Source organism: Streptomyces sp. TG1A-8 (genome assembly GCF_030499535.1).
In the GTDB taxonomy this organism is placed as follows: Bacteria; Actinomycetota; Actinomycetes; order Streptomycetales; family Streptomycetaceae; genus Streptomyces.
Genome location: NZ_JASTLB010000001.1, coordinates 2979453 through 2999492, shown reverse-complemented (window position 1 = coordinate 2999492; position 20040 = coordinate 2979453). Strand labels below are relative to the sequence as shown.

At 71.7% G+C, this 20040-nt stretch carries 22 protein-coding genes and 4 tRNA genes; 21 read left to right on the top strand and 5 right to left on the bottom strand.

Annotation, left to right across the window (positions count from 1 at the left end):
- Positions 1 to 2 precede the first annotated feature (2 nt).
- The 5 genes from QQY24_RS12830 (at position 3) to QQY24_RS12810 (ending at position 5050) form a co-directional block, all read left to right on the top strand.
- A complete protein-coding gene (locus tag QQY24_RS12830; protein ID WP_301972825.1) occupies positions 3 to 1577 on the top strand; it encodes a NuoM family protein in 1575 nt (524 codons plus the stop codon).
- On the top strand, positions 1574 to 3100 hold the full coding sequence (locus tag QQY24_RS12825; protein WP_301972824.1) for an NADH-quinone oxidoreductase subunit N: 1527 nt from the start codon (positions 1574 to 1576) through the stop codon (positions 3098 to 3100). The genes QQY24_RS12830 and QQY24_RS12825 overlap by 4 nt, the downstream gene beginning before the upstream one ends.
- A gap of 183 nt (positions 3101 to 3283) precedes the next feature.
- Entirely contained in the window at positions 3284 to 4147 is an 864-nt protein-coding gene (gene htpX / locus QQY24_RS12820) for a zinc metalloprotease HtpX (RefSeq protein WP_301972823.1), read from the top strand.
- A complete protein-coding gene (locus QQY24_RS12815; RefSeq protein ID WP_301972822.1) occupies positions 4144 to 4536 on the top strand; it encodes a YccF domain-containing protein in 393 nt (130 codons plus the stop codon). Before htpX ends, QQY24_RS12815 begins: the two co-directional genes overlap by 4 nt.
- 247 nt (positions 4537 to 4783) lie before the next feature.
- A complete protein-coding gene (locus tag QQY24_RS12810) occupies positions 4784 to 5050 on the top strand; it encodes a GlsB/YeaQ/YmgE family stress response membrane protein (RefSeq protein ID WP_301972821.1) in 267 nt (88 codons plus the stop codon).
- 118 nt (positions 5051 to 5168) lie between these two features.
- Here the strand turns inward: QQY24_RS12810 and QQY24_RS12805 are convergent, their stop codons facing one another.
- Positions 5169 to 5657: a YajQ family cyclic di-GMP-binding protein gene (locus QQY24_RS12805; protein WP_030174428.1), complete on the bottom strand. Its 489-nt coding sequence runs from the start codon at positions 5655 to 5657 to the stop codon at positions 5169 to 5171.
- A gap of 226 nt (positions 5658 to 5883) precedes the next feature.
- Here QQY24_RS12805 and QQY24_RS12800 point away from each other — a divergent pair.
- Together QQY24_RS12800 and QQY24_RS12795 are read left to right on the top strand one after the other, a co-directional pair.
- A tRNA-Tyr gene (locus QQY24_RS12800) sits at positions 5884 to 5965 on the top strand.
- Positions 5966 to 6054: 89 nt separating this feature from the next.
- The gene (locus QQY24_RS12795; protein ID WP_301972820.1) at positions 6055 to 6267 is read left to right on the top strand and encodes a hypothetical protein; all 213 of its coding nucleotides are present in this window, start codon (positions 6055 to 6057) and stop codon (positions 6265 to 6267) included.
- Between the two features lie 24 nt (positions 6268 to 6291).
- Here the strand turns inward: QQY24_RS12795 and QQY24_RS12790 are convergent, their stop codons facing one another.
- Positions 6292 to 6948: an SDR family oxidoreductase gene (locus QQY24_RS12790; RefSeq protein WP_301972819.1), complete on the bottom strand. Its 657-nt coding sequence runs from the start codon at positions 6946 to 6948 to the stop codon at positions 6292 to 6294.
- 253 nt (positions 6949 to 7201) lie between these two features.
- A complete protein-coding gene (locus QQY24_RS12785) occupies positions 7202 to 8464 on the bottom strand; it encodes an amidohydrolase family protein (protein WP_301972818.1) in 1263 nt (420 codons plus the stop codon).
- Positions 8465 to 8887: 423 nt separating this feature from the next.
- Between QQY24_RS12785 and QQY24_RS12780 the strand changes: the two genes are divergently transcribed.
- The 6 genes from QQY24_RS12780 (at position 8888) to QQY24_RS12755 (ending at position 11596) form a co-directional block, all read left to right on the top strand.
- A tRNA-Thr gene (locus QQY24_RS12780) sits at positions 8888 to 8960 on the top strand.
- 46 nt (positions 8961 to 9006) lie between these two features.
- Positions 9007 to 9079, top strand: a tRNA-Met gene (locus QQY24_RS12775).
- Between the two features lie 90 nt (positions 9080 to 9169).
- Positions 9170 to 9334 carry a 50S ribosomal protein L33 gene (rpmG, locus tag QQY24_RS12770; RefSeq protein ID WP_003948671.1) on the top strand — a complete coding sequence of 55 codons (165 nt, stop codon included), beginning with the start codon at positions 9170 to 9172 and terminating at the stop codon, positions 9332 to 9334.
- 124 nt (positions 9335 to 9458) lie between these two features.
- Positions 9459 to 9911 (top strand): MaoC family dehydratase N-terminal domain-containing protein, encoded by a 453-nt coding sequence (locus QQY24_RS12765; RefSeq protein ID WP_301972817.1) that lies wholly within the window; start codon positions 9459 to 9461, stop codon positions 9909 to 9911.
- Positions 9912 to 9917: 6 nt separating this feature from the next.
- Positions 9918 to 10346, top strand: coding sequence for a MaoC family dehydratase (locus tag QQY24_RS12760; RefSeq protein ID WP_301972816.1), 429 nt, complete (start codon positions 9918 to 9920; stop codon positions 10344 to 10346).
- A gap of 194 nt (positions 10347 to 10540) precedes the next feature.
- Positions 10541 to 11596 (top strand): UDP-N-acetylmuramate dehydrogenase, encoded by a 1056-nt coding sequence (locus QQY24_RS12755; RefSeq protein WP_301972815.1) that lies wholly within the window; start codon positions 10541 to 10543, stop codon positions 11594 to 11596.
- A 50-nt stretch (positions 11597 to 11646) separates the two neighbouring features.
- Here the strand turns inward: QQY24_RS12755 and QQY24_RS12750 are convergent, their stop codons facing one another.
- The gene (locus QQY24_RS12750; protein WP_301972814.1) at positions 11647 to 12687 is read right to left on the bottom strand and encodes an adenosine deaminase; all 1041 of its coding nucleotides are present in this window, start codon (positions 12685 to 12687) and stop codon (positions 11647 to 11649) included.
- Between the two features lie 124 nt (positions 12688 to 12811).
- On the bottom strand, positions 12812 to 14038 hold the full coding sequence (locus QQY24_RS12745; RefSeq protein WP_301972813.1) for a pyridoxal phosphate-dependent aminotransferase: 1227 nt from the start codon (positions 14036 to 14038) through the stop codon (positions 12812 to 12814).
- 261 nt (positions 14039 to 14299) lie between these two features.
- Between QQY24_RS12745 and QQY24_RS12740 the strand changes: the two genes are divergently transcribed.
- The 8 genes from QQY24_RS12740 (at position 14300) to rplL (ending at position 19584) form a co-directional block, all read left to right on the top strand.
- Positions 14300 to 14372, top strand: a tRNA-Trp gene (locus QQY24_RS12740).
- A gap of 107 nt (positions 14373 to 14479) precedes the next feature.
- Entirely contained in the window at positions 14480 to 14764 is a 285-nt protein-coding gene (gene secE / locus QQY24_RS12735; protein ID WP_301972812.1) for a preprotein translocase subunit SecE, read from the top strand.
- 80 nt (positions 14765 to 14844) lie between these two features.
- Positions 14845 to 15723, top strand: a complete 879-nt coding sequence (gene nusG, locus QQY24_RS12730) for a transcription termination/antitermination protein NusG (RefSeq protein WP_301972811.1) — start codon at positions 14845 to 14847, stop codon at positions 15721 to 15723.
- Between the two features lie 169 nt (positions 15724 to 15892).
- Positions 15893 to 16327, top strand: a complete 435-nt coding sequence (gene rplK / locus QQY24_RS12725; RefSeq protein WP_301972810.1) for a 50S ribosomal protein L11 — start codon at positions 15893 to 15895, stop codon at positions 16325 to 16327.
- Between the two features lie 101 nt (positions 16328 to 16428).
- Entirely contained in the window at positions 16429 to 17154 is a 726-nt protein-coding gene (rplA, locus tag QQY24_RS12720; protein ID WP_301972809.1) for a 50S ribosomal protein L1, read from the top strand.
- Between the two features lie 166 nt (positions 17155 to 17320).
- Positions 17321 to 18232, top strand: coding sequence for a hypothetical protein (locus tag QQY24_RS12715; RefSeq protein ID WP_301972808.1), 912 nt, complete (start codon positions 17321 to 17323; stop codon positions 18230 to 18232).
- A gap of 314 nt (positions 18233 to 18546) precedes the next feature.
- Entirely contained in the window at positions 18547 to 19077 is a 531-nt protein-coding gene (rplJ, locus tag QQY24_RS12710; RefSeq protein ID WP_301972807.1) for a 50S ribosomal protein L10, read from the top strand.
- A 117-nt stretch (positions 19078 to 19194) separates the two neighbouring features.
- Positions 19195 to 19584: a 50S ribosomal protein L7/L12 gene (gene rplL / locus QQY24_RS12705; protein WP_301972806.1), complete on the top strand. Its 390-nt coding sequence runs from the start codon at positions 19195 to 19197 to the stop codon at positions 19582 to 19584.
- Positions 19585 to 20040: the final 456 nt, after the last annotated feature.

Here is a 20040-nt window from a genome sequence, read left to right as displayed (position 1 = left end):
GCGTGATCGATATCAACGAGTCCGTGATGCAGTTCCTTCTGGCATTCGTCGTCGCCGGGCCGCTCCTCGGCGCCGTCGCCGTCCTCCTCCCGGCCCCGCCCGGGCTGAAGGGGAAGTCCCCCGGGCAGGCCGCGCTGCGGCACGGCGTGACCGTCACCGGTGCGATCCTCCTGGCCGCGATCGTCCTCGCGCTCGGCTTCGACCACGGCCACCCGTCGAGGATGCAGGCCACGACCGACATCAGCTGGATCCCCGCACTCGACGTGCGCATCCACCTCGGCATCGACGGCATCTCCCTCCCCCTCCTGGTCCTGACCGCGCTGCTGACCTTCCTCTGCGCGCTGTACTCCTACTCCAAGCCGCCGTCGGGCCCCGGCCCGAAGGCGTTCGTCGCACTGCTGCTCCTGCTCGAGTCCGGCACCCTCGCGACCTTCGCCGTCCTCGACCTGCTGCTGTTCTTCCTCGCGTTCGAGACCGTGCTCATCCCGATGTACTTCCTCATCGCCCGCTGGGGCGGCGCGGACCGGACCCGGGCCGCCTGGAAGTTCATCCTGTTCACCCTGCTCGGCTCCGTCGTCATGCTGCTCGGCCTGCTCCTGATCGGGCTCAAGGCGGGCACCTTCGACATGGTGGCACTCGCCACTGACAACGGCCGGTCGCTGACCACGTCCGTGCAGGTCGCCGCGGTTCTGGCGATCGGGATCGGGCTGGCCGTCAAGACGCCGATGTGGCCGCTGCACAGCTGGTTGCCCGACGCCCACACCGCCGCCCCGACCGTCGGCTCGGTCCTGCTGGCCGGCGTGCTGCTGAAGATGGGCACGTACGGGTTCGTCCGGATCCTGCTGCCGGTCGCGCCGGACGGCCTGCACACCTTCGCGCCCTACCTCGCCGCCTTCGCCGTCATCGGGATCGTCTACGGGTCGCTGGCCTGCCTGGCCCTCGCCAGGCAGGGCGCCAAGGGCGACCTCAAGCGGCTGATCGCCTACTCCTCCGTCGGCCACATGGGCTTCGTCCTGCTCGGCATCGCCACCATGACCCCGACCGGAGTGAACGGCGCCCTGTTCGCCAACATCGCCCACGGCCTCATCACCGGCCTGCTGTTCTTCCTGGTCGGCGCGTTGAAGGACCGCACCGGCACCACCGACCTCGACACCCTCGCCGAGGGGAGCGGCGCCGCGCTGTACGGCAGGGCCCCGCGCCTCGGCGGACTCCTCGCCTTCGGCGCCGTCGCCTCGCTCGGCCTGCCCGGCCTCGGCGGGTTCTGGGGGGAGGTGCTGGCCCTGTTCGGGTCGTTCGAACCCGCCGCCGGCCTCAGCCGCCCCGCCTTCCTCACCTTCACGGCGATCGGGGCCTTCGGCACCCTGCTGACGGCCGCGTACATGCTGATCGTGGTCCGCCGCGTCTGCATGGGCGCCGCCGAACCGCGCACTCCCGCCCTCGCCGACGTGCGCGGGTACGAGTTCGCGGCCTGGGCGCCGCTCGTCACCCTCACCGTCGTCGCCGGCCTGTGGCCCAAGGTCCTGCTCGGCCTCACCGACCCGGCCGTGCAGCAGCTCCTCGCAGGAGGCACCCGATGAGCGCCCTGGTCCAGCCGCTGGCCCAGTCGGCGGTCCAGTCCGTCGACTGGCTCGCCATCGCACCGCCCACCACCGCCGCCGCCGTGGGGCTCGCCGTCCTCGTCGCCGACCTGTTCGTGCCCGAGGCCCGCAAGTCCCTCCTCGGCTGGACCTCGGTCGCGGGCCTCGCCGCCGCCGCACTGATGCTGCTGCCCCTCCTCGACGGCGACCGCAGCACCTTCTGCCTCACCGGCCACCCCCGCGCGTGCAGCTACACCGCCGACCGCTTCACCCTCGTCATCCAGTTCCTGGTCCTCGGCGGCGCCCTGCTCGCCGCCCTGCTGTCCGTCACCCACCTCCAGGACGACCGCCGGCGCGTCCCGGCGGGCGAGTTCTGGTTCCTGCTGCTGTCCTCCGCGGCCGGCGCCGCCCTGCTGCCCGCCTCCCGCGACCTCGCCACCCTCGTCGTCGCCCTGGAAGTCGCCTCCCTGCCCGCCTTCGCCCTCGTCGGCATCCGGCTCGGCGACAAGAGGTCCTCCGAGGCGGCCCTGAAGTTCTTCCTCTCCTCGGTCACCGCCACCGCGGTCAGCCTCATGGGCGTCAGCTTCGTCTACGCCTCCACCGGCACCCTCTACCTCACCCAGGTCGCCCAGCGCCTCCCGCACGTCGACGGCCGGCTCCACATCCTCGTCCAGACCGGTGTCGTCCTCACCCTGGTCGGCTTCGCCTTCAAGACGGCCGCCGTCCCCTTCCACTTCTGGGTGCCCGACACCTACGTGGGCGCGCCCCTGCCCGTCGCCGCCTACCTGTCGGTCGTCGGCAAGGCGGTCGGCCTCTCCGGCCTGATCCTCGTCACCGTCGTCGCCTTCCCCTCCTACTCCGACGTCTGGGGGCCCGCGCTCGCCGTCCTGGCCGCCCTCACCATGACCGCCGGCAACGTCGGCGCCCTGCGCCAGCGGGCCACGCGCGCGCACAGCGCCGTACGCCTGCTCGCCTGGTCCTCCGTCGGCCAGGCCGGCTACCTCCTGGTACCGGTCGCCGCCGCCGGACACGCCGACGACGCCCGGAAGGCGATCGGCTCCACCGTCGCCTACGCGCTCATGTACGCCGCCGTGAACCTCGGCGCTTTCACGGTGGCCGCCCTGGTGGGCCGCACCCGGTCCCGCAACCGGATCAGCGACTACCGGGGCCTGTACGCCTCCCACCCGCTCACCGCGCTCCTGCTGGCCTTCTTCCTGCTGTGCCTGGCCGGACTGCCCCCGGGCGTCATCGGCCTGTTCGCGAAGGTCACCGTCTTCTCGGTGGCCGTCGACGCGGGTCTCGGCTGGCTCGCCGCCGTCATGGCCGTCAACGTGGTGATCGCCCTCGTCTACTACCTGCGGTGGACGGCCCTGCTCTTCCGCGCCCCCGAGGGCGAACCCGTCCGGCACCGCGCCCCGGCGCCGCTCACCGCGGCCCTCGCCCTCACCGGAGTCCTCGGCGTCGCCCTGTCCGGAGCGCCCCAGCTCGTCCTGGGCTTCGCGGCCACCGGCCTGTTCCGGTGACTTCCCCCCGCGCGCGGGGCACCCGTGTCCCCGCGCGGGAGCCGTAACGGCACGTCACCCGCGCGGCCGGTGCCCGCCGCCGTACGCACCCGGGGAACTCGCGGCGCCCGCCCGGCGTTGACCGGAGCGGGAGGGTCCACCGGACCACAGGGTTCCCCTGCCGCACGACTTGGAGGGCGTACCGTGCACCGCCGGCACAACGGGCTCAGGACCGCAGTACTCCTCGGGGGACTGTCGGCGCTCATCATCGTCATCGGCAGCCTGTTCGGATGCGCCGGACTGGTCGTCGCCGTCCTGGTCGCGCTCGGCACGAACGCGTACGCGTACTGGAACAGCGACAAACTGGCACTGCGCGCGATGCGGGCCCGCCCGGTGAGCGAGTTCGAGGCCCCGGGGCTGTACCGGATGGTCCGCGAGCTGTCCACGCAGGCCCGCCAGCCCATGCCCCGCCTGTACATCTCGCCGACCGAGGCACCCAACGCCTTCGCCACCGGACGCAACCCGCGCAACGCGGCCGTGTGCTGCACGGACGGCATCCTGCGCCTGCTCGACGAGCGCGAGCTGCGCGGCGTCATCGGTCACGAGCTGAGCCACGTCTACAACCGCGACATCCTGATCTCCTCGGTCGCCGGCGCCCTCGCCTCCGTGATCATGTTCCTGGTCAACTTCGCCTGGCTGGTCCCGGTCGGCCGTTCGGACGACGACGACGGCCCCGGTCTGCTCGGCATGCTCCTGATCATGATCCTCGGCCCGCTCGCCGCCACCCTCATCCAGCTGGCCGTCAGCCGCTCCAGGGAGTACGAGGCGGACGCCTCCGGCGCCCAGCTCACCGGTGACCCGCTCGCCCTCGCCGGCGCCCTGCGCAAGCTGGAGACCGGCACCCAGCAGCTCCCGCTGCCCCCCGAGCCCCGGATCGAGACCGCGAGCCACATGATGATCGCCAACCCCTTCCGCCCGGGGCAGGGACTGTCCAAGGTGTTCTCCACCCACCCGCCGATGGCGGACCGCATCGCCCGGCTGGAGAAGATGGCGGGCCGCTACCGATGAAAACCGTCCTGAACGTCATCTGGCTCGTCCTGAGCGGCTTCTGGCTGTTCCTCGGCTACCTGCTCGCGGGTGTCCTGCTGTGCGTCACGGTCGTCGGCATCCCGTTCGGCATCGCCGCCTTCCGCATCGGCGTCTACGCCCTGTGGCCCTTCGGGTACACCACCGTCGAGCGCCGCGACGCGGGCGCGCCCTCCTGCCTGGGCAACGTCCTGTGGCTGGTCCTGGCCGGCTGGTGGCTGGCCCTCGCCCACATCACCACCGGCATCGTCCTGTGCCTGACGGTCGTCGGCATCCCGTTCGGCGTCGCCAACTTCAAGCTGATCCCCGTCTCCCTGCTGCCGCTGGGCCGCGAGATCGTCCGGACGGACCAGCCCTTCGCGGCCCGCTGACGCACCCTCACCCCCGCCCGCCCGCAAGCGCGCCGCCGCACCCCGGGGTGCGGCGCGGACCGGCACCGCAGGGGCGTGCGCCGCAACCGGACGGCGCGCCCGCGACGTCCTCTCCGTCGACAGGGCCGTCGGCAGGTCCGTTGACGGGGCCGCCGGCAGGCAGGAACACGCGCCGCCGGACACCCGGTCCCACCGGAGTCCCGGGGCCGGACGGTGCGGGCGCAGTGCGGGAGGGCAGGTTCACGGCATGGGCATCATCGGTTGGATCATCCTGGGGCTGTTGGCCGGAGCCATCGCCAAACTCCTGCTGCCGGGCCGGGACCCGGGCGGCTTCGTCGGCACGACCCTCATCGGCGTCGCGGGCGCCTTCATCGGCGGCTGGATATCGGCGCGCTGGCTGGACCACCCCGTCGCCAAGCACTTCTTCGACGGCGCGACCTGGGCGGCCGCGATCGGCGGCTCGCTGGTCCTGCTGATCGCCTACCGCATCCTGTTCGGCAACTCGCGCGACTGAACGCGCCACCGACGGCGGCGAAGCGCGCCACCGGGCCGACGGCGGCCCAGGACGAGGAAACGGCAGCCGGAGGGCGGGCGCCCGAGGGGCCCCGCCCGGCCGTCCCGCCGCCGTGGTCCTACCGGTAGTTCACGAACTGCAGCGCGAAGTCGAAGTCCTTGCCCTTCAGGAGGGCGATCACGGCCTGCAGGTCGTCCCGGCTCTTGGAGCTGACCCGCAGCTCGTCGCCCTGCACCTGGGCCTTCACGCCCTTCGGGCCCTCATCGCGGATGATCTTCGCCACCTTCTTGGCGTTCTCCTGGGAGATGCCCTCCTCGATGGAGGCGAAGATCTTGTACTCCTTGCCGGACAGCTGGGGCTCACCCGCGTCCAGCGCCTTCAGCGAGATGCCGCGCTTGATCAGCTTGGACTGGAAGACGTCGAGGACGGCCTTCACCCGGTCCTCGGAGTTCGCCTCCATGAGGATCTTCTCACCGGACCATGAGATCGAGGCACCCACGCCCTTGAAGTCGTAGCGCTGCGAGATCTCCTTGGCGGCCTGGTTGAGGGCGTTGTCGACCTCCTGCCGCTCGACCTTCGAGACGATGTCGAAACTGGAGTCGGCCATGTCCTGTGGCTCCTTGCATCGGGGTGCGTATCGGGTGCGGGCAGGCGTGCACGGGAGGGGCAGCCGATCCCGGCTGGCGCCGGGCCGCATCCGCACCAGCCTAGCCACCCCGCGGACCGGGAAGCGGAGATCAATCGGGTGGCGGAGCACCCCTGGGCATCGGGTATTGTTTACGTCGTTGCCGGGGAGCACCGCCGAAAAGCGGTTCGATCCGGTGGCCAACCCCGGCGGTGTGCCCGAGCGGCCAAAGGGAGCAGACTGTAAATCTGCCGGCTCAGCCTTCCCAGGTTCGAATCCTGGCGCCGCCACACTGGGGAAGACCCCCTCCATACTGCGTTCGCGCAGCGTGGAGGGGGTTTTCGTGTCGCCCGTGCTCCGCGCGGGGCACACTGGCGGCATGTCCTCCCGCCGCAGAACCTGTCCGGTGTGCCGCCGCGAGATCGCCGTCGTCGCGGGGCGCTTCGCACGGCACGACCCGCCCGGTGCCCGGGGGAGCGGGGAACTGGTCTCCTGCTCCGGATCGCGGCAGCCGGCGCAGCTCGGCGCGGTCCAGCCGTCGCTGGACGGGTACGCCGTGCCGGACTTCCCCGGGCAGCTGCCCCTCTTCTGACCGCCGTGCGAACGGCGGCCGGTCTCAGTTGCCCGCCACCGACTTGACGGCGACCGGCACCGGGGTCGGTCCACCGACCAGTTCCAGCGTCAGGCCCGCCGTCGCCGACGTGTCCAGCAGCTCCGCCAGTACGGCCGCCACGTCGTCCCGCGGGACCGCGCCGCGCCCGGTGTGCGCCTCCAGGCGGACCAGGCCGGTGCCCGCGTCGTCCGTCAGCGCGCCGGGGCGCAGGATCGTCCAGTCGAGCGACTCCTGCCGCATGACGTACGCGTCCGCCTCGCCCTTGGCGCGCAGGTACGCGTCGAAGACCTCGTCGCCCTTTCGCGCGGGGTCCGCGGCCATCGACGACACCACCACGAAGCGGCGCACGCCCGCGCGTACGGCCGCGTCCGCGAACAGCACCGCCGCGCCCCTGTCCACCGTCTCCTTGCGGGCCGTGCCGCTGCCCGGCCCCGCGCCCGCCGCGAAGACCGCCGCGTCCGCGCCCCGCAGATGCGCAGCGACCTCCTCCACCGAGGCCGACTCCAGGTCGAGCAGGACCGGCTCGGCGCCGGCCGCCCGCAGGTCGTCGCCCTGCTCGGCCCTGCGGATGATCCCCGCGACCTCGTCCCCGCGCGCGGCGAGCAGCCGCTCCAGCCGCAACGCGATCTGACCATGACCACCAGCGATGACAATGCGCATGACTCCGACCGTACGCCCTGGGAGAGGCACCTGTCGCACGGACGCACGGACGCACGGGGCCGCGCGGCACCGGGGCGACGGAGCGGGGCCGTGCCGGGACGGACCTCCGCGGCGGACCCTGACGACCCCTCACGGCCCACGACCACGACCACGACTCCCGCGCCCCCGCCCCGCCCCCTCCCGCTCCGCCCCGTCCCGTCCCGTCCCGGTGCTTCGGACCCCGTCCCCCCGGGATTTCCCGGTCGTTCGCCCCTCAGGGCGGCCCTCCCCGGCCCTGCCGGGGCAGGGCCGGCTCCGCCGCCGCCGAGTCGCGGTACTCGCGGACCGCGCTCGTGCGGGCCACCACCCGGCCCCGGTGGATCACGATGCGGCTGTAGGCCAGGGACAGTGCGCCCGCCAGGTGGTCACCGCGTACGGCGAGGAGCTCGGCCGGGAAGCCGGCCTCCACGCGCACCTCGGGCAGGCCCAGCACCGCGCGGGCCGAAGCGCTCACCGCGTCGTAGGCGTCCGCCGGGGGCAGACCGTGGCCGGAGGCGAGGAGGTAGGCCGCCTCCAGCGGGTCGCCGCGGCCGACGGGGTTCGAGACGTCCCGGAGGGCGCCGCTGCCCGCCGCCACGCGGACCCCGGCCGCGCGCAACAGCCGCACGGGGGCCGTGCCCCGCCGTTCGGCGCCGCCGCAGCCGCCCTGGGGCAGGCACACCACCATGACGCCGGCCGCCGCGAGCCGCTCCGCCAGCTGGGCGGCCGACTCGGCGGGCAGGTGCTCGAGACCGGCGCACGGGCCGATCGTCACGCCGGGGCGCAGGCCGCCCGCCATGGCCGCGAGCCGGGACAGCCGGGCCGGGTCGGCGGCGTCCGTGTGCAGGTCCACCGGGCAGCCGTGCTCGGAGGCCACCTCCAGGACCGCTTCCACGTACCCCGTGGGGTCCGGGTCCAGGTCCGGGCAGCCGCCCACCACGGAGGCGCCCATCTTCACCGCGTCCCGCAGCATCGCGAGCCCGTCGGCCCCGGCCGCCCCGGTCAGCAGCCGCGGCACCGCCACCGCGGTCAGCTCCGCCAGCCCCCGCAACGACCGCCGGGCCTGCAGGACCGCGCCCAGCGCGCCCAGCCCCTGCACGTCACCCACGCGCACGTGCGCGCGCAGTGCGGTGGCGCCGTGGCCGAGCTGGAGCAGGGCCGCCTCCGTGGCCCGGCGCTGCACGTCCTCGGGGGCGCACGAGGCCGGGCCGGGACGTTCCGCGGAGAGGGCGGTGTCGCCGTGGGCGTGCGGTTCGGCCGGGGCCGGCAGGAGCAGGCAGCCGCTGAGGTCCAGGCGCGCGGGGCCCGTACGGGACGGCCCCGGGCCGAGGCTGCCGGCCGTGCCCACCGCCTCGATGTGCCCGTCGCACAGCCGTACGTCCACGGTCCGGCCGTCGGTGAGCCGTGCCCCGCACAGCAGCAGGGCGGCCGGGCCGGGCTGCCCGGAGGACCCCGGCGGATTCGACGGCGGGGGCGGCTGCGGCTGGCTGTCGGGCATCGGACTCCAGGGGGCGGGCCGGGACTCGGGCGGGACCGCGTGACGGGCCCGGCACCGCGGAGGACCCAAGATCACGCGGAGTGGGTCGAGCCTAGGGCGGCGAGGCGCGCGGGGCGCGGAGGAGCCCAATAGTCGTACCGGCGTGGTCCACCGCCCCCACGCCCCGCTCCCACGCCCCGCTCCCGCACCCCGCCCCGGCACCGCTGCTCCGCCTCCCCGAACCGGCCCCCCGGCCGCCCACGCGCTTCGCGCGGACGCCCCACCTGGTGCTGTACGCCCGGGGACCGGGAGCCGGGGCGTCCCCGGGGGCCGCCCGGAACGGGGTGCGCGGGGCTGTCGCGGGGGCCGGGGGAGGGGTCGGACAGGGGGGCCGGAATCGGATTTGGGCGAACGGCGGCGGACCGTGTAATGTCTTCATCGCTCGCCCCAATAGCTCAGTCGGCAGAGCGTCTCCATGGTAAGGAGAAGGTCAACGGTTCGATTCCGTTTTGGGGCTCTGGTGTGAGAGGTTCCCGCCGCGAGGCGGGGCCCGATCGCATCACAGCGGTGTAGCTCAGTCGGTAGAGCAAGCGGCTCATAATCGCTGTGTCACCGGTTCAAGTCCGGTCACCGCTACTGACAGTAGCCGATTGCGGGGTCGGTCCTTCGATCGGCTACTCTTTCTTGCGTTGAACCAGTCCATCCGTTCGTCTTAGGAGCACTCACGTGGCTGCCACCGACGTCCGCCCGAAGATCACGCTGGCCTGCGTGGAGTGCAAGGAGCGGAACTACATCACCAAGAAGAACCGGCGTAACAACCCGGATCGCCTTGAGATGAAGAAGCACTGCCCGCGTTGCAACGCGCACACCGCGCACCGCGAGACGCGATAAATCAGGCTCGTACATGAGGCCGCCCCCGCAAGCTGGGGGGCGGCCTCATGTCGTTTCACACGCCGCCGGCCCCGGCAGCTCCGCCGGGACCGGACACGCTGCCGAGACCAGGAGGTGCCGGGCCATGGCGCTCGACCAGTCCTTCGTGGGGCGGACCTACCCGCCCACCGCGCCCTACGAGGTGGGCCGGGAGAAGATCCGCGAGTTCGCCGAGGCGGTCGGGGAGACCAATCCGGTGTACACGGACCCCGAGGCCGCCAAGGCCTTCGGCCACTCGGACGTGATCGCCCCGCCGACCTTCGTGTTCTCCATCACCTTCCGGGCCGCCGGACAGGTCATCGAGGACCCGCAGCTCGGCCTCGACTACAGCCGTGTCGTGCACGGCGACCAGAAGTTCGCCTACAGCCGCCCGGTCCGTGCCGGTGACCGGCTGTCGGTCACCTCCACCATCGAGGGGATCAAGTCCCTCGCGGGCAACGACGTCCTGGACGTCCGCGGCGAGGTGCGCGACGAGGCGGGCGAGCACGTCGTGACCGCCTGGACCAAGCTCGTGGCCCGCGCGGCCGAGGAGGGCTGAGAACCGATGACGGCGAAGATCGCGTACGACGACGTCGAGGTCGGCACCGAACTGCCGGCCCGGACCTTCCCCGTGACCCGCGCCACGCTGGTGCGCTACGCGGGCGCCTCGGGGGACTTCAACCCCATCCACTGGAACGAGAGGTTCGCCAAGGAGGTGGGCCTGCCGGACGTCATCGCGCACGGCATGTTCACCATGGCCGAGGCGATCCGCGTGGTCACCGACTGGACCGGCGACCCCGGCGCGGTCGTGGAGTACGGCGTCCGCTTCACCAGGCCCGTCGTCGTGCCCAACGACGACGAGGGCGCGCTGATCGAGGTCAGCGGCAAGGTCGCGGCCAAGCTGGACGACAGCAGGGTGCGCGTGGACCTCACCGTGACGAGCGGCGGCCAGAAGGTGCTGGGCATGTCCCGGGCGGTCGTACGGCTGGCCTGACCCGACGGCGGGGCCGGGCGCCGAGCCGGTGCAGGGGGGCGCTTCCCGCGGCGGGACGCCCCTTGTCCGCGCCCGGGCCCGCGGGGGAACGAAGGCGGCGGCGGGACCGTTCCCCGGTGCGGTGTCCGGTGCGGTGTCCGGTGCGGTGCCCCGGCGCTGCCGGGCTGTCGGCGGCGTCTCGTAGTCTTGGCCGCGTGCAGGTACTCCACGACGCCCCCCTCGCCCCGCTGACCACCTTCCGGCTGGGCGGTCCCGCGACCCGGCTGGTCACCGCCACCACCGACGCCGAGGTGATCGACGCCGTCCGGGAGGCCGACGGCAGCGGGACACCGCTGCTGGTCGTCGGCGGCGGCTCGAACCTGGTCATCGGCGACAAGGGCTTCGACGGCACCGCCCTGCGCATCGCCACGCGCGGCGTCGAACTGCGCGGCACCACCCTGGAGCTGGCGGCCGGCGAGGTGTGGACCGACGCCGTCGCCCGCACCGTCGGGGCCGGGCTCGCCGGGATCGAGTGCCTGGCCGGCATCCCCGGCTCCGCGGGCGCCACCCCCATCCAGAACGTGGGCGCCTACGGCCAGGAGGTCTCCTCGACGATCACCGAAGTGACCGCCTACGACCGCCGGGCCGGCGAGAGCGTCACGCTGACGAACGAGGAGTGCGCCTTCTCCTACCGGCACAGCCGCTTCAAGGCGGACCCCGAGCGGTACGTGGTCCTGCGCGTCCGCTTCGGACTGGAGGACGCGGGCGGGCTGTCGGCACCGGTCGGGTACGCCGAGGCGGCCCGCGCGCTCGGTGTCGAGCCGGGGGAGCGGGTGCCGCTCGCCGCCGCCCGCGAGACCGTGCTGAAGCTGCGTGCCGGGAAGGGCATGGTCCTGGACGCCGAGGACCACGACACCTGGTCCGCCGGGTCCTTCTTCACCAACCCGATCCTCACCGAGGAGCGGTTCGCCGCGTTCCGCGCGCGTGTCAAGGAGCGCCTCGGCGAGGAGGCCGAGCCGCCCGCCTACCCGGCGGGCGAGGGCCGCACCAAGACCTCCGCGGCCTGGCTGATCGACAAGGCGGGCTTCACCAAGGGCTACGGCACCGGACCCGCCCGCATCTCCACCAAGCACACCCTCGCCCTCACCAACCGGGGCGACGCCACCACCGAGGACCTGCTGGCCTTGGCCCGCGAGGTCGTCGCCGGGGTCCGCGAGGCCTTCGGGATCACCCTGGTCAACGAGCCGGTGACCGTGGGCGTCAGCCTCTAGAGGGGCGCCGGGCGCGCCGCGGCCGCCCCCGCCCGCTCCCGGCTCCCCCCTCAGCCGGCCGGGCGCGCCAGCCAGGCGTCCACCCCGGCCAGCAGCCGCGTCCTGACGTCCTCCGGGGCGGCCGAGCCCCGGACCGACTGACGGGCCAGCTCCGCCAGTTCCGCGTCCGTGAAGCCGTGGTGGTCGCGGGCGATCTCGTACTGGGCGGCCAGCCGGGAACCGAAGAGCAGCGGGTCGTCGGCGCCCAGGGCGAGGGGGACGCCCGCCTCGAAGAGGGTGCGCAGCGGGACGTCCTCCGGCTTCTCGTACACGCCGAGCGCCACGTTCGACGCCGGGCAGACCTCACAGGTCACTCCCCGGTCGGCCAGCCGCTCCAGCAGCCGCGGGTCCTCCGCCGCGCGCACGCCGTGGCCGATCCGGGTGGCGTGCAGGTCGTCCAGGCAGTCCCGGACCGACGCCGGGCCGGTCAGCTCGCCGCCGTGCGGGGCCGACAGCAGGCCCCCGTCCCGGGCGATCGCGAACGCCCGGTCGAAGTCCCGCGCCAGGCCCCGCCGCTCGTCGTTGGACAGGCCGAAGCCGACCACGCCCCGGTCCGCGTACCGCACCGCCAGGCGGGCCAGCGTGCGCGCGTCCAGCGGGTGCTTCATGCGGTTCGCCGCCACCAGGACCCGCATCCCGAGGCCGGTCTCGCGGGCGGCCGCGTCCACCGCGTCCAGGATGATCTCCATGGCCGGGATCAGACCGCCCAGCCGGGGCGCGTACGAGGTCGGGTCCACCTGGATCTCCAGCCAGCCCGAGCCGTCCCGCACGTCCTCCTGCGCGGCCTCCCGCACCAGCCGCTGGATGTCCTCCGGCTCCCGGAGGCAGGAGCGCGCCGCGTCGTACAGCCGCTGGAAGCGGAACCAGCCCCGCTCGTCCGTCGCCCGCAGTCTCGGCGGCTCCCCGCTGTCCAGCGCCTCCGTCAGGGCGTCGGGCAGGCGCACGCCGTACTTGTCGGCCAGCTCCAGCAGGGTCGCCGGCCGCATCGAGCCGGTGAAGTGCAGGTGCAGGTGGGCCTTCGGCAGCTCAGAGAGATCACGTACACGCTCCATCCCAGGATCCTGCCGTACGCCGCCGCCGTCCCGGTAGCCGTTTCCGCGTTCGTGGTCTTGCTCGCACGAACGAACGGGGCCCCCTCCGGACATCCGGCAAGGGGCCCCGTCGGGACGGCGGACGTCAGCCACGGGCCTCCGCCAGCAGCTTCTGCAGCCGGCTCACACCCTCGACCAGGTCCTCGTCGCCGAGCGCGTAGGACAGCCGCAGGTAGCCCGGCGTGCCGAAGGCCTCGCCCGGGACGACCGCGACCTCGGCCTCCTCCAGGATCAGCGCGGCCAGTTCGACGGTGTCCTTCGGGCGCCTGCCGCGGATCTCCCTGCCGAGCAGGTCCTTGACCGACGGGTAGGCGTAGAAGGCGCCCTCGGGCTCGGGGCAGACCACGCCGTCGATCTCGTTGAGCATCCGCACGACGGTCCGGCGGCGCCGGTCGAAGGCCTCGCGCATCCCCGCCACGGCCTCCAGTCCGCCGGAGACGGCGGCCAGGGCGGCCACCTGGGCCACGTTCGAGACGTTGGAGGTGGCGTGCGACTGCAGGTTCGTCGCGGCCTTGATCACGTCCTTCGGGCCGATCACCCAGCCCACGCGCCAGCCGGTCATGGCGTAGGTCTTCGCCACGCCGTTGACCACGATGCACTTGTCCCGCAGCTCGGGCAGGATCGCCGGCAGCGAGGTGAACGCCGCGTCGCCGTAGACGAGGTGCTCGTAGATCTCGTCGGTGAGGACCCACAGGCCGTGCTCGACGGCCCAGCGGCCGATCGCCTCGGCCTCGGCCTCGCCGTAGACCGCGCCGGTCGGGTTGGACGGGGAGACGAACAGGACGACCTTCGTCTTCTCCGTGCGCGCCGCCTCCAGCTGCTCCACCGAGACCCGGTAGCCCGTCGTCTCGTCGGCGACGACCTCCACCGGGACGCCGCCCGCGAGCCGGATCGACTCCGGGTACGTCGTCCAGTACGGCGCCGGGACGATGACCTCGTCGCCGGGGTCGAGGATCGCGGCGAACGCCTCGTAGATGGCCTGCTTGCCGCCGTTGGTCACCAGGACCTGGGACGCGTCGACCTCGTAGTTCGAGTCGCGCAGCGTCTTCGCGGCGATCGCGGCCTTCAGCTCGGGCAGGCCGCCGGCCGGCGTGTAGCGGTGGTACTTGGGGTTCTTGCAGGCCTCGACGGCCGCCTCGACGATGTAGTCCGGGGTCGGGAAGTCGGGCTCACCCGCGCCGAAGCCGATCACCGGACGCCCGGCGGCCTTCAGGGCCTTGGCCTTGGCGTCCACGGCGAGGGTGGCGGACTCGGAGATCGCGCCGACTCGGGCGGAGACCCGGCGCTCGGTGGGAGGGGTTGCAGCGCTCATGAAGCCCATCGTTTCAGACCGGAAACGCCCGCGGCACGCGGGTTTCACCTACTGAACAGCACGGGGGGCGACGCGTGAACTGGGGTCCGAATCCCGGCCCCGGCCAGGACGATCTTCCGTTTCCGGGCCCCGTGCGGGCACTTTCTGTTCGACGCCGGGCCGTGGACCACGTACACTCTCACCTCGTTGGCCTTCGGCAGCCGTAGTTCAGTCGGTGCACACCGGGCACCCGGTTGAATGCGGTACGTTGGGGACACGCAAAGGGTCGTAGCTCAATTGGTAGAGCACTGGTCTCCAAAACCAGCGGTTGGGGGTTCAAGTCCCTCCGGCCCTGCTACACACACCGCCAGGATGTGTGCGCATGTACGTACAGCAATGCACCGCCGTGCGGCTCAGAAACCGGGCGCGGCACGGCCACGACCCGGGATCAGGTGAGGACGCATGACGGACGCCGTGGGCTCCATCGACACGCCTGACGCCCAGGACGAGGTGCCCGAGTCCAGGAAGGCCCGCAAGGGCGGCAAGCGCGCCAAGAAGGGCCCGCTGAAGCGGCTTGCGATCTTCTACCGCCAGATCATCGCGGAGCTCCGCAAGGTCGTCTGGCCGACTCGCAACCAGCTGACGTCGTACACCACCGTGGTGATCTTCTTCGTCGCCATCATGATCGCGTTGGTGACCGTGATTGACTATGGACTCAACCACGCGGCCAAGTACGTCTTCGGCTGAGTCCAGAGCGAAGGGCGCCGTGGTACCGGCGCCCCTTTTCGCATGTTCCACCCCTATGTATCCAGGAAGAAGCAGCCATCGTGTCTGACCCGAACCTGAACGACGCCATCGAGCCGGAGAAGTCGGTGGATGACGAGCTCGACATCGTCGAGGGCGCGGACGAGCAGGACGAGTTCGAGGCTGCCGAGGCCGAGTCGGGGGAGACGGCCGAGGAGGCCGCGCTGCACGTCGACGAGGACCTCGAGGACGCTGACGCGGACGCCGGGACCGACGAGGACGACACCGAGGACGCCGCGGAGGCCCCCGTCGCGGAGGCCGCCGAGGAGGAGCCGGCCGAGCCCGTGGACCCGGTCGAGGCCCTGCGCGAGGAACTGCGCACCCTGCCCGGCGAGTGGTACGTCATCCACACCTACGCCGGCTACGAGAACCGCGTGAAGACCAACCTGGAGCAGCGCGCCGTCTCGCTGAACGTCGAGGACTACATCTTCCAGGCCGAGGTGCCGCAGGAGGAGGTCGTCCAGATCAAGAACGGCGACCGCAAGACGATCAAGCAGAACAAGCTGCCGGGTTACGTCCTGGTCCGCATGGACCTGACCAACGAGTCCTGGGGCGTCGTCCGCAACACCCCGGGTGTCACCGGCTTCGTCGGCAACGCCTACGACCCCTACCCGCTGACCCTGGACGAGATCGTCAAGATGCTCGCCCCGGAGGCCGAGGAGAAGGCCGCCCGCGAGGCCGCCGAGGCCGAGGGCAAGCCCGCCCCGCAGCGCAAGGTCGAGGTCCAGGTGCTGGACTTCGAGGTCGGCGACTCGGTCACCGTCACCGACGGCCCCTTCGCCACCCTGCAGGCGACCATCAACGAGATCAACCCCGACTCGAAGAAGGTCAAGGGCCTGGTGGAGATCTTCGGCCGCGAGACCCCGGTCGAGCTGAGCTTCGACCAGATCCAGAAGAACTGACTCCTTCTGGACGTACTGCTTCCGGACAGGTCAGGCGGGCGCTCGCGCGACCGCCTGACCTGCTCGGTTTTTGGCCGCGCATCCATACCCGTTATCGTTGCGCGGTATGCCTGCGTCCGGGTGCTCCCCGGAGGCGGGCAGGACCCGAACCGAAAGGACCCGGAGAGCTATGCCTCCCAAGAAGAAGAAGGTCACGGGGCTCATCAAGCTCCAGATCCAGGCCGGTGCCGCCAACCCGGCTCCGCCGGTCGGCCCGGCGCTGGGTCAGCACGGCGTCAACATCATGGAGTTCTGCAAGGCCTACAACGCCGCGACCGAGTCGCAGCGCGGCTGGGTCATCCCGGTGGAGATCACGGTCTACGAGGACCGCTCCTTCACCTTCGTCACCAAGACGCCGCCGGCCGCGAAGATGATCCTCAAGGCCGCGGGCATCGAGAAGGGCTCCGGCGAGCCGCACAAGACCAAGGTCGCCAAGATCACCGAGGCGCAGGTCCGCGAGATCGCCCAGACCAAGATGCCCGACCTCAACGCGGAGGACCTGGACGCGGCGGCGAAGATCATCGCCGGCACCGCGCGTTCCATGGGCGTCACGGTCGAGGGCTGATCCCACCCCCCCAGCAGTCATGCGGCCGTGACCGGCCGCACGTGGCAGGGCCTGCTCGGCCCGAGGACCACGACTCCTTTCAGAACACACAGGAGCAAGTTGTGAGCAAGCGCAGCAAGGCTCTCCGCGCTGCGGACGCCAAGATCGACCGGGAGAAGCTGTACGCCCCGCTCGAGGCCGTCCGCCTCGCCAAGGAGACCTCCACGACCAAGTTCGACGGCACCGTCGAGGTCGCCTTCCGCCTGGGTGTCGACCCGCGCAAGGCCGACCAGATGGTCCGTGGCACCGTGAACCTTCCGCACGGCACCGGCAAGACCGCCCGGGTCCTGGTCTTCGCGACCGGTGACCGTGCCGAGGCCGCGCGTGCCGCGGGCGCCGACATCGTCGGCGCCGACGAGCTGATCGACGAGGTGGCGAAGGGCCGTCTGGACTTCGACGCCGTCGTCGCCACCCCGGACCTCATGGGCAAGGTCGGCCGCCTCGGCCGCGTCCTCGGCCCGCGTGGTCTGATGCCGAACCCGAAGACCGGCACCGTCACCCCCGACGTCACCAAGGCCGTCACCGACATCAAGGGCGGCAAGATCGAGTTCCGCGTCGACAAGCACTCGAACCTGCACTTCATCATCGGCAAGACGTCCTTCGAGGACGACAAGCTGGTGGAGAACTACGGCGCCGCGCTGGAGGAGATCCTCCGTCTGAAGCCGTCCGCCGCCAAGGGCCGCTACATCAGGAAGGCCGCCATCACCACCACGATGGGCCCCGGCATCCCGGTCGACCCGAACCGCACCCGCAACCTCCTCGTCGAGGAGGACCCGGCCGCCGTCTGAGCCCCGCGCTCACCCCGGTGGCCGCGTCAGGGACGCACAGGCCGACAGGGCGGACCCCGCAACCTTCGAGGTGCGGGGTCCGTCCTTTCTCCGTGCGGCCTTTCGCACGGCTGTCAGTGGCCTGGGCTACGGTGCAGGCACAGGACTCGCATAGGGGTGGGACGAGATGAAGAACACGACCGTACGCCGGGTGACCCTTTCCGTCGCGGTGGTGGCCGCACTGACGGGAGTGGCCGCCTGCGGCTCCTCGGACTCCGGGGAGGGCGACAAGGCGGTCGGCCGGAGCGTCGCGCACGTCAGCCCCATAGCCGCCCTGCGCTCCGTGGAGAAGTCCACCGACAAGGCGGAGTCGGCCAGGGTGCGCTCCAGCACGAGCGTCGGCGACACCATGTCCATGACCGCGAACGGCGCCCTGAGCTGGGACGACGGCCTCAAGGGCAACCTCACCATCACGTACACCGGCGGGCAGGTGGCCGACGCGATGCGCCGGACCGGCACCTCGTCGATGCAGGCCCGCTACCTGCCGGACGCCTACTACGCGCGGATGAGCGAGAAGTTCGCCCAGCAGACGGGCGGCAAGCGCTGGATCAGGTACGCCTACGACGACCTCGCCCAGCTCGGCGGCGGCTCCGGCGCGTACCTCAAGGACCAGATGCAGAACACCACGCCGAACCAGTCGGTGAAGCTGCTGCTGGCCTCCGGCGACGTGAAGAAGGCCGGCGAGGAGACCGTCTCCGGCGTCCACACCACGCACTACGCCGGCACGGTCGACGTCGCGGACCTCGCGGGCGAGAGCAGCGGCCTCGACGCCGGTCAGCTCGCCGACCTGAAGAAGCAGCTCAGCCAGGCGGGCGTCACCACGGAGACCGTCGACATCTGGATCAACGACCAGGACCTGCTGGTCAAGAAGGTCGAGAAGGCGGACATGGCCACCGGCCCCATGACCAGCACGGCCTACTACAGCGACTACGGCGTCCCGGTCAGCGCGCAGAAGCCGCCGGCCGCCGACACCGAGGACTTCAAGGACCTCCTGAAGTCCGCCGGGACCGTCGCGGGCGGCACCGGCACCGTCTCCTGAACCGCGCCCCCCGAAGGACCGGGTCCGGGCCCGCGGGCCCGATTTGCTCGAGAGCGCCCCGGTCCCGTACTCTCCTGAGGAAGCCAAAGACCGCTGGTCGTTGCCGTGCACTCGAACGAGGGCGCGGTGGCCGAAGGATCCGCTGACAAGTGGGCGACCCGCGCAGGTGACTGTGGAAGAACTCCCGGAGCACGCGCTCGACGTGTGTGCGGCCGGTCGAGTCCGCCCCGTGCGCCTGCGCCGGGGCGTTTCGTTTTCCCAGTCCTCCTTCGGGTCCGCGCGGTCAGAATCACCCGGAAGGAGGCCGAGGCTCTATGGCGAGGCCCGACAAGGCTGCCGCAGTGGCCGAGTTGACGGAGCAGTTCCGCAACTCCAACGCTGCCGTGCTGACCGAGTACCGCGGTCTCACCGTGGCGCAGCTCAAGACGCTGCGCCGGTCGCTCGGTGAGAACGCCCAGTACGCCGTGGTGAAGAACACGCTGACCAAGATTGCGGCCAACGAGGCCGGGATCACGACGCTGGACGACCTGTTCAACGGTCCGACGGCTGTCGCCTTCGTCACCGGTGACCCGGTGGAGTCGGCGAAGGGTCTCCGTGACTTCGCCAAGGACAACCCCAATCTCGTCATCAAGGGCGGTGTCCTTGACGGCAAGGCGCTGTCCGCCGACGAGATCAAGAAGCTCGCGGACCTCGAGTCCCGTGAGGTTCTGCTCAGCAAGCTGGCCGGTGCCTTCAAGGCGAAGCAGTCCCAGGCTGCCTCCCTCTTCCAGGCGCTGCCGACGAAGCTCGTCCGCACCGTGGACGCGCTGCGCGCCAAGCAGGCCGAGCAGGGCGGTGCCGAGTAATTCGGCTCGCTTTCTGATCCTGGCCGCACGACGCGGCGAGGGTCGCAGCGGGCCGACGTACGCCCGCCTCACCCAGTACATCCGGCACCCGCCGATTTGAGTGGAAGGACCGCCATCATGGCGAAGCTCAGCCAGGAAGACCTGCTCGCGCAGTTCGAGGAGATGACCCTCATCGAGCTCTCCGAGTTCGTGAAGGCCTTCGAGGACAAGTTCGACGTCACCGCCGCCGCTGCCGCGCCGGTCGTCGTCGCCGGTGGTGCCGCTGGTGGCGCCGCCGCCGAGGCCGAGGAGGAGAAGGACGAGTTCGACGTCATCCTCACCGGTGCGGGCGACAAGAAGATCCAGGTCATCAAGGTCGTGCGCGAGCTGACCTCCCTGGGTCTGAAGGAGGCCAAGGACCTCGTGGACGGCGCCCCGAAGCCCGTTCTCGAGAAGGTCGCCAAGGACGCCGCCGAGAAGGCCGCCGAGTCCCTCAAGGGCGCCGGCGCCTCCGTCGAGGTCAAGTAAGACCTCCCGGGGTTCCCTGACCCCACTGCACGCCGATCGCGGCCCCGCGGGGCTGTAACGCGTACGCACCGAAGAGCGATCATCCATCCGGGTGGTCGCTCTTCGGCGTCCCGGGGGCGCGGCCCGGGTCGCCTTGCACTCGTGAGGGCGAGGGGTAGGGTGATCTTCGTCGTGTCTCCGGAGGGCCCCGTTCGGGCTGGGAGGGCCTTGACGAACCGCACGCAGCGCGCAATTCTCAGGACGCGTCGTCACAAGGATCCGAATCCGAGGCATGGATCGGCGACGAAGAGGGCAGGATCAACGTGCGTTGAGGGCGGCATGCCGAGGGCGTTGACGAAGGCGTTGAGCACAACGAGGGTCTCGCAGAACCCGTACTGGACATCAGTGTGCCAAGTGGCTACACTGACCCTTTGCGCTGCCTGTTAGCTGCCCCCTGCCCGTCACCAGGGGTCTACC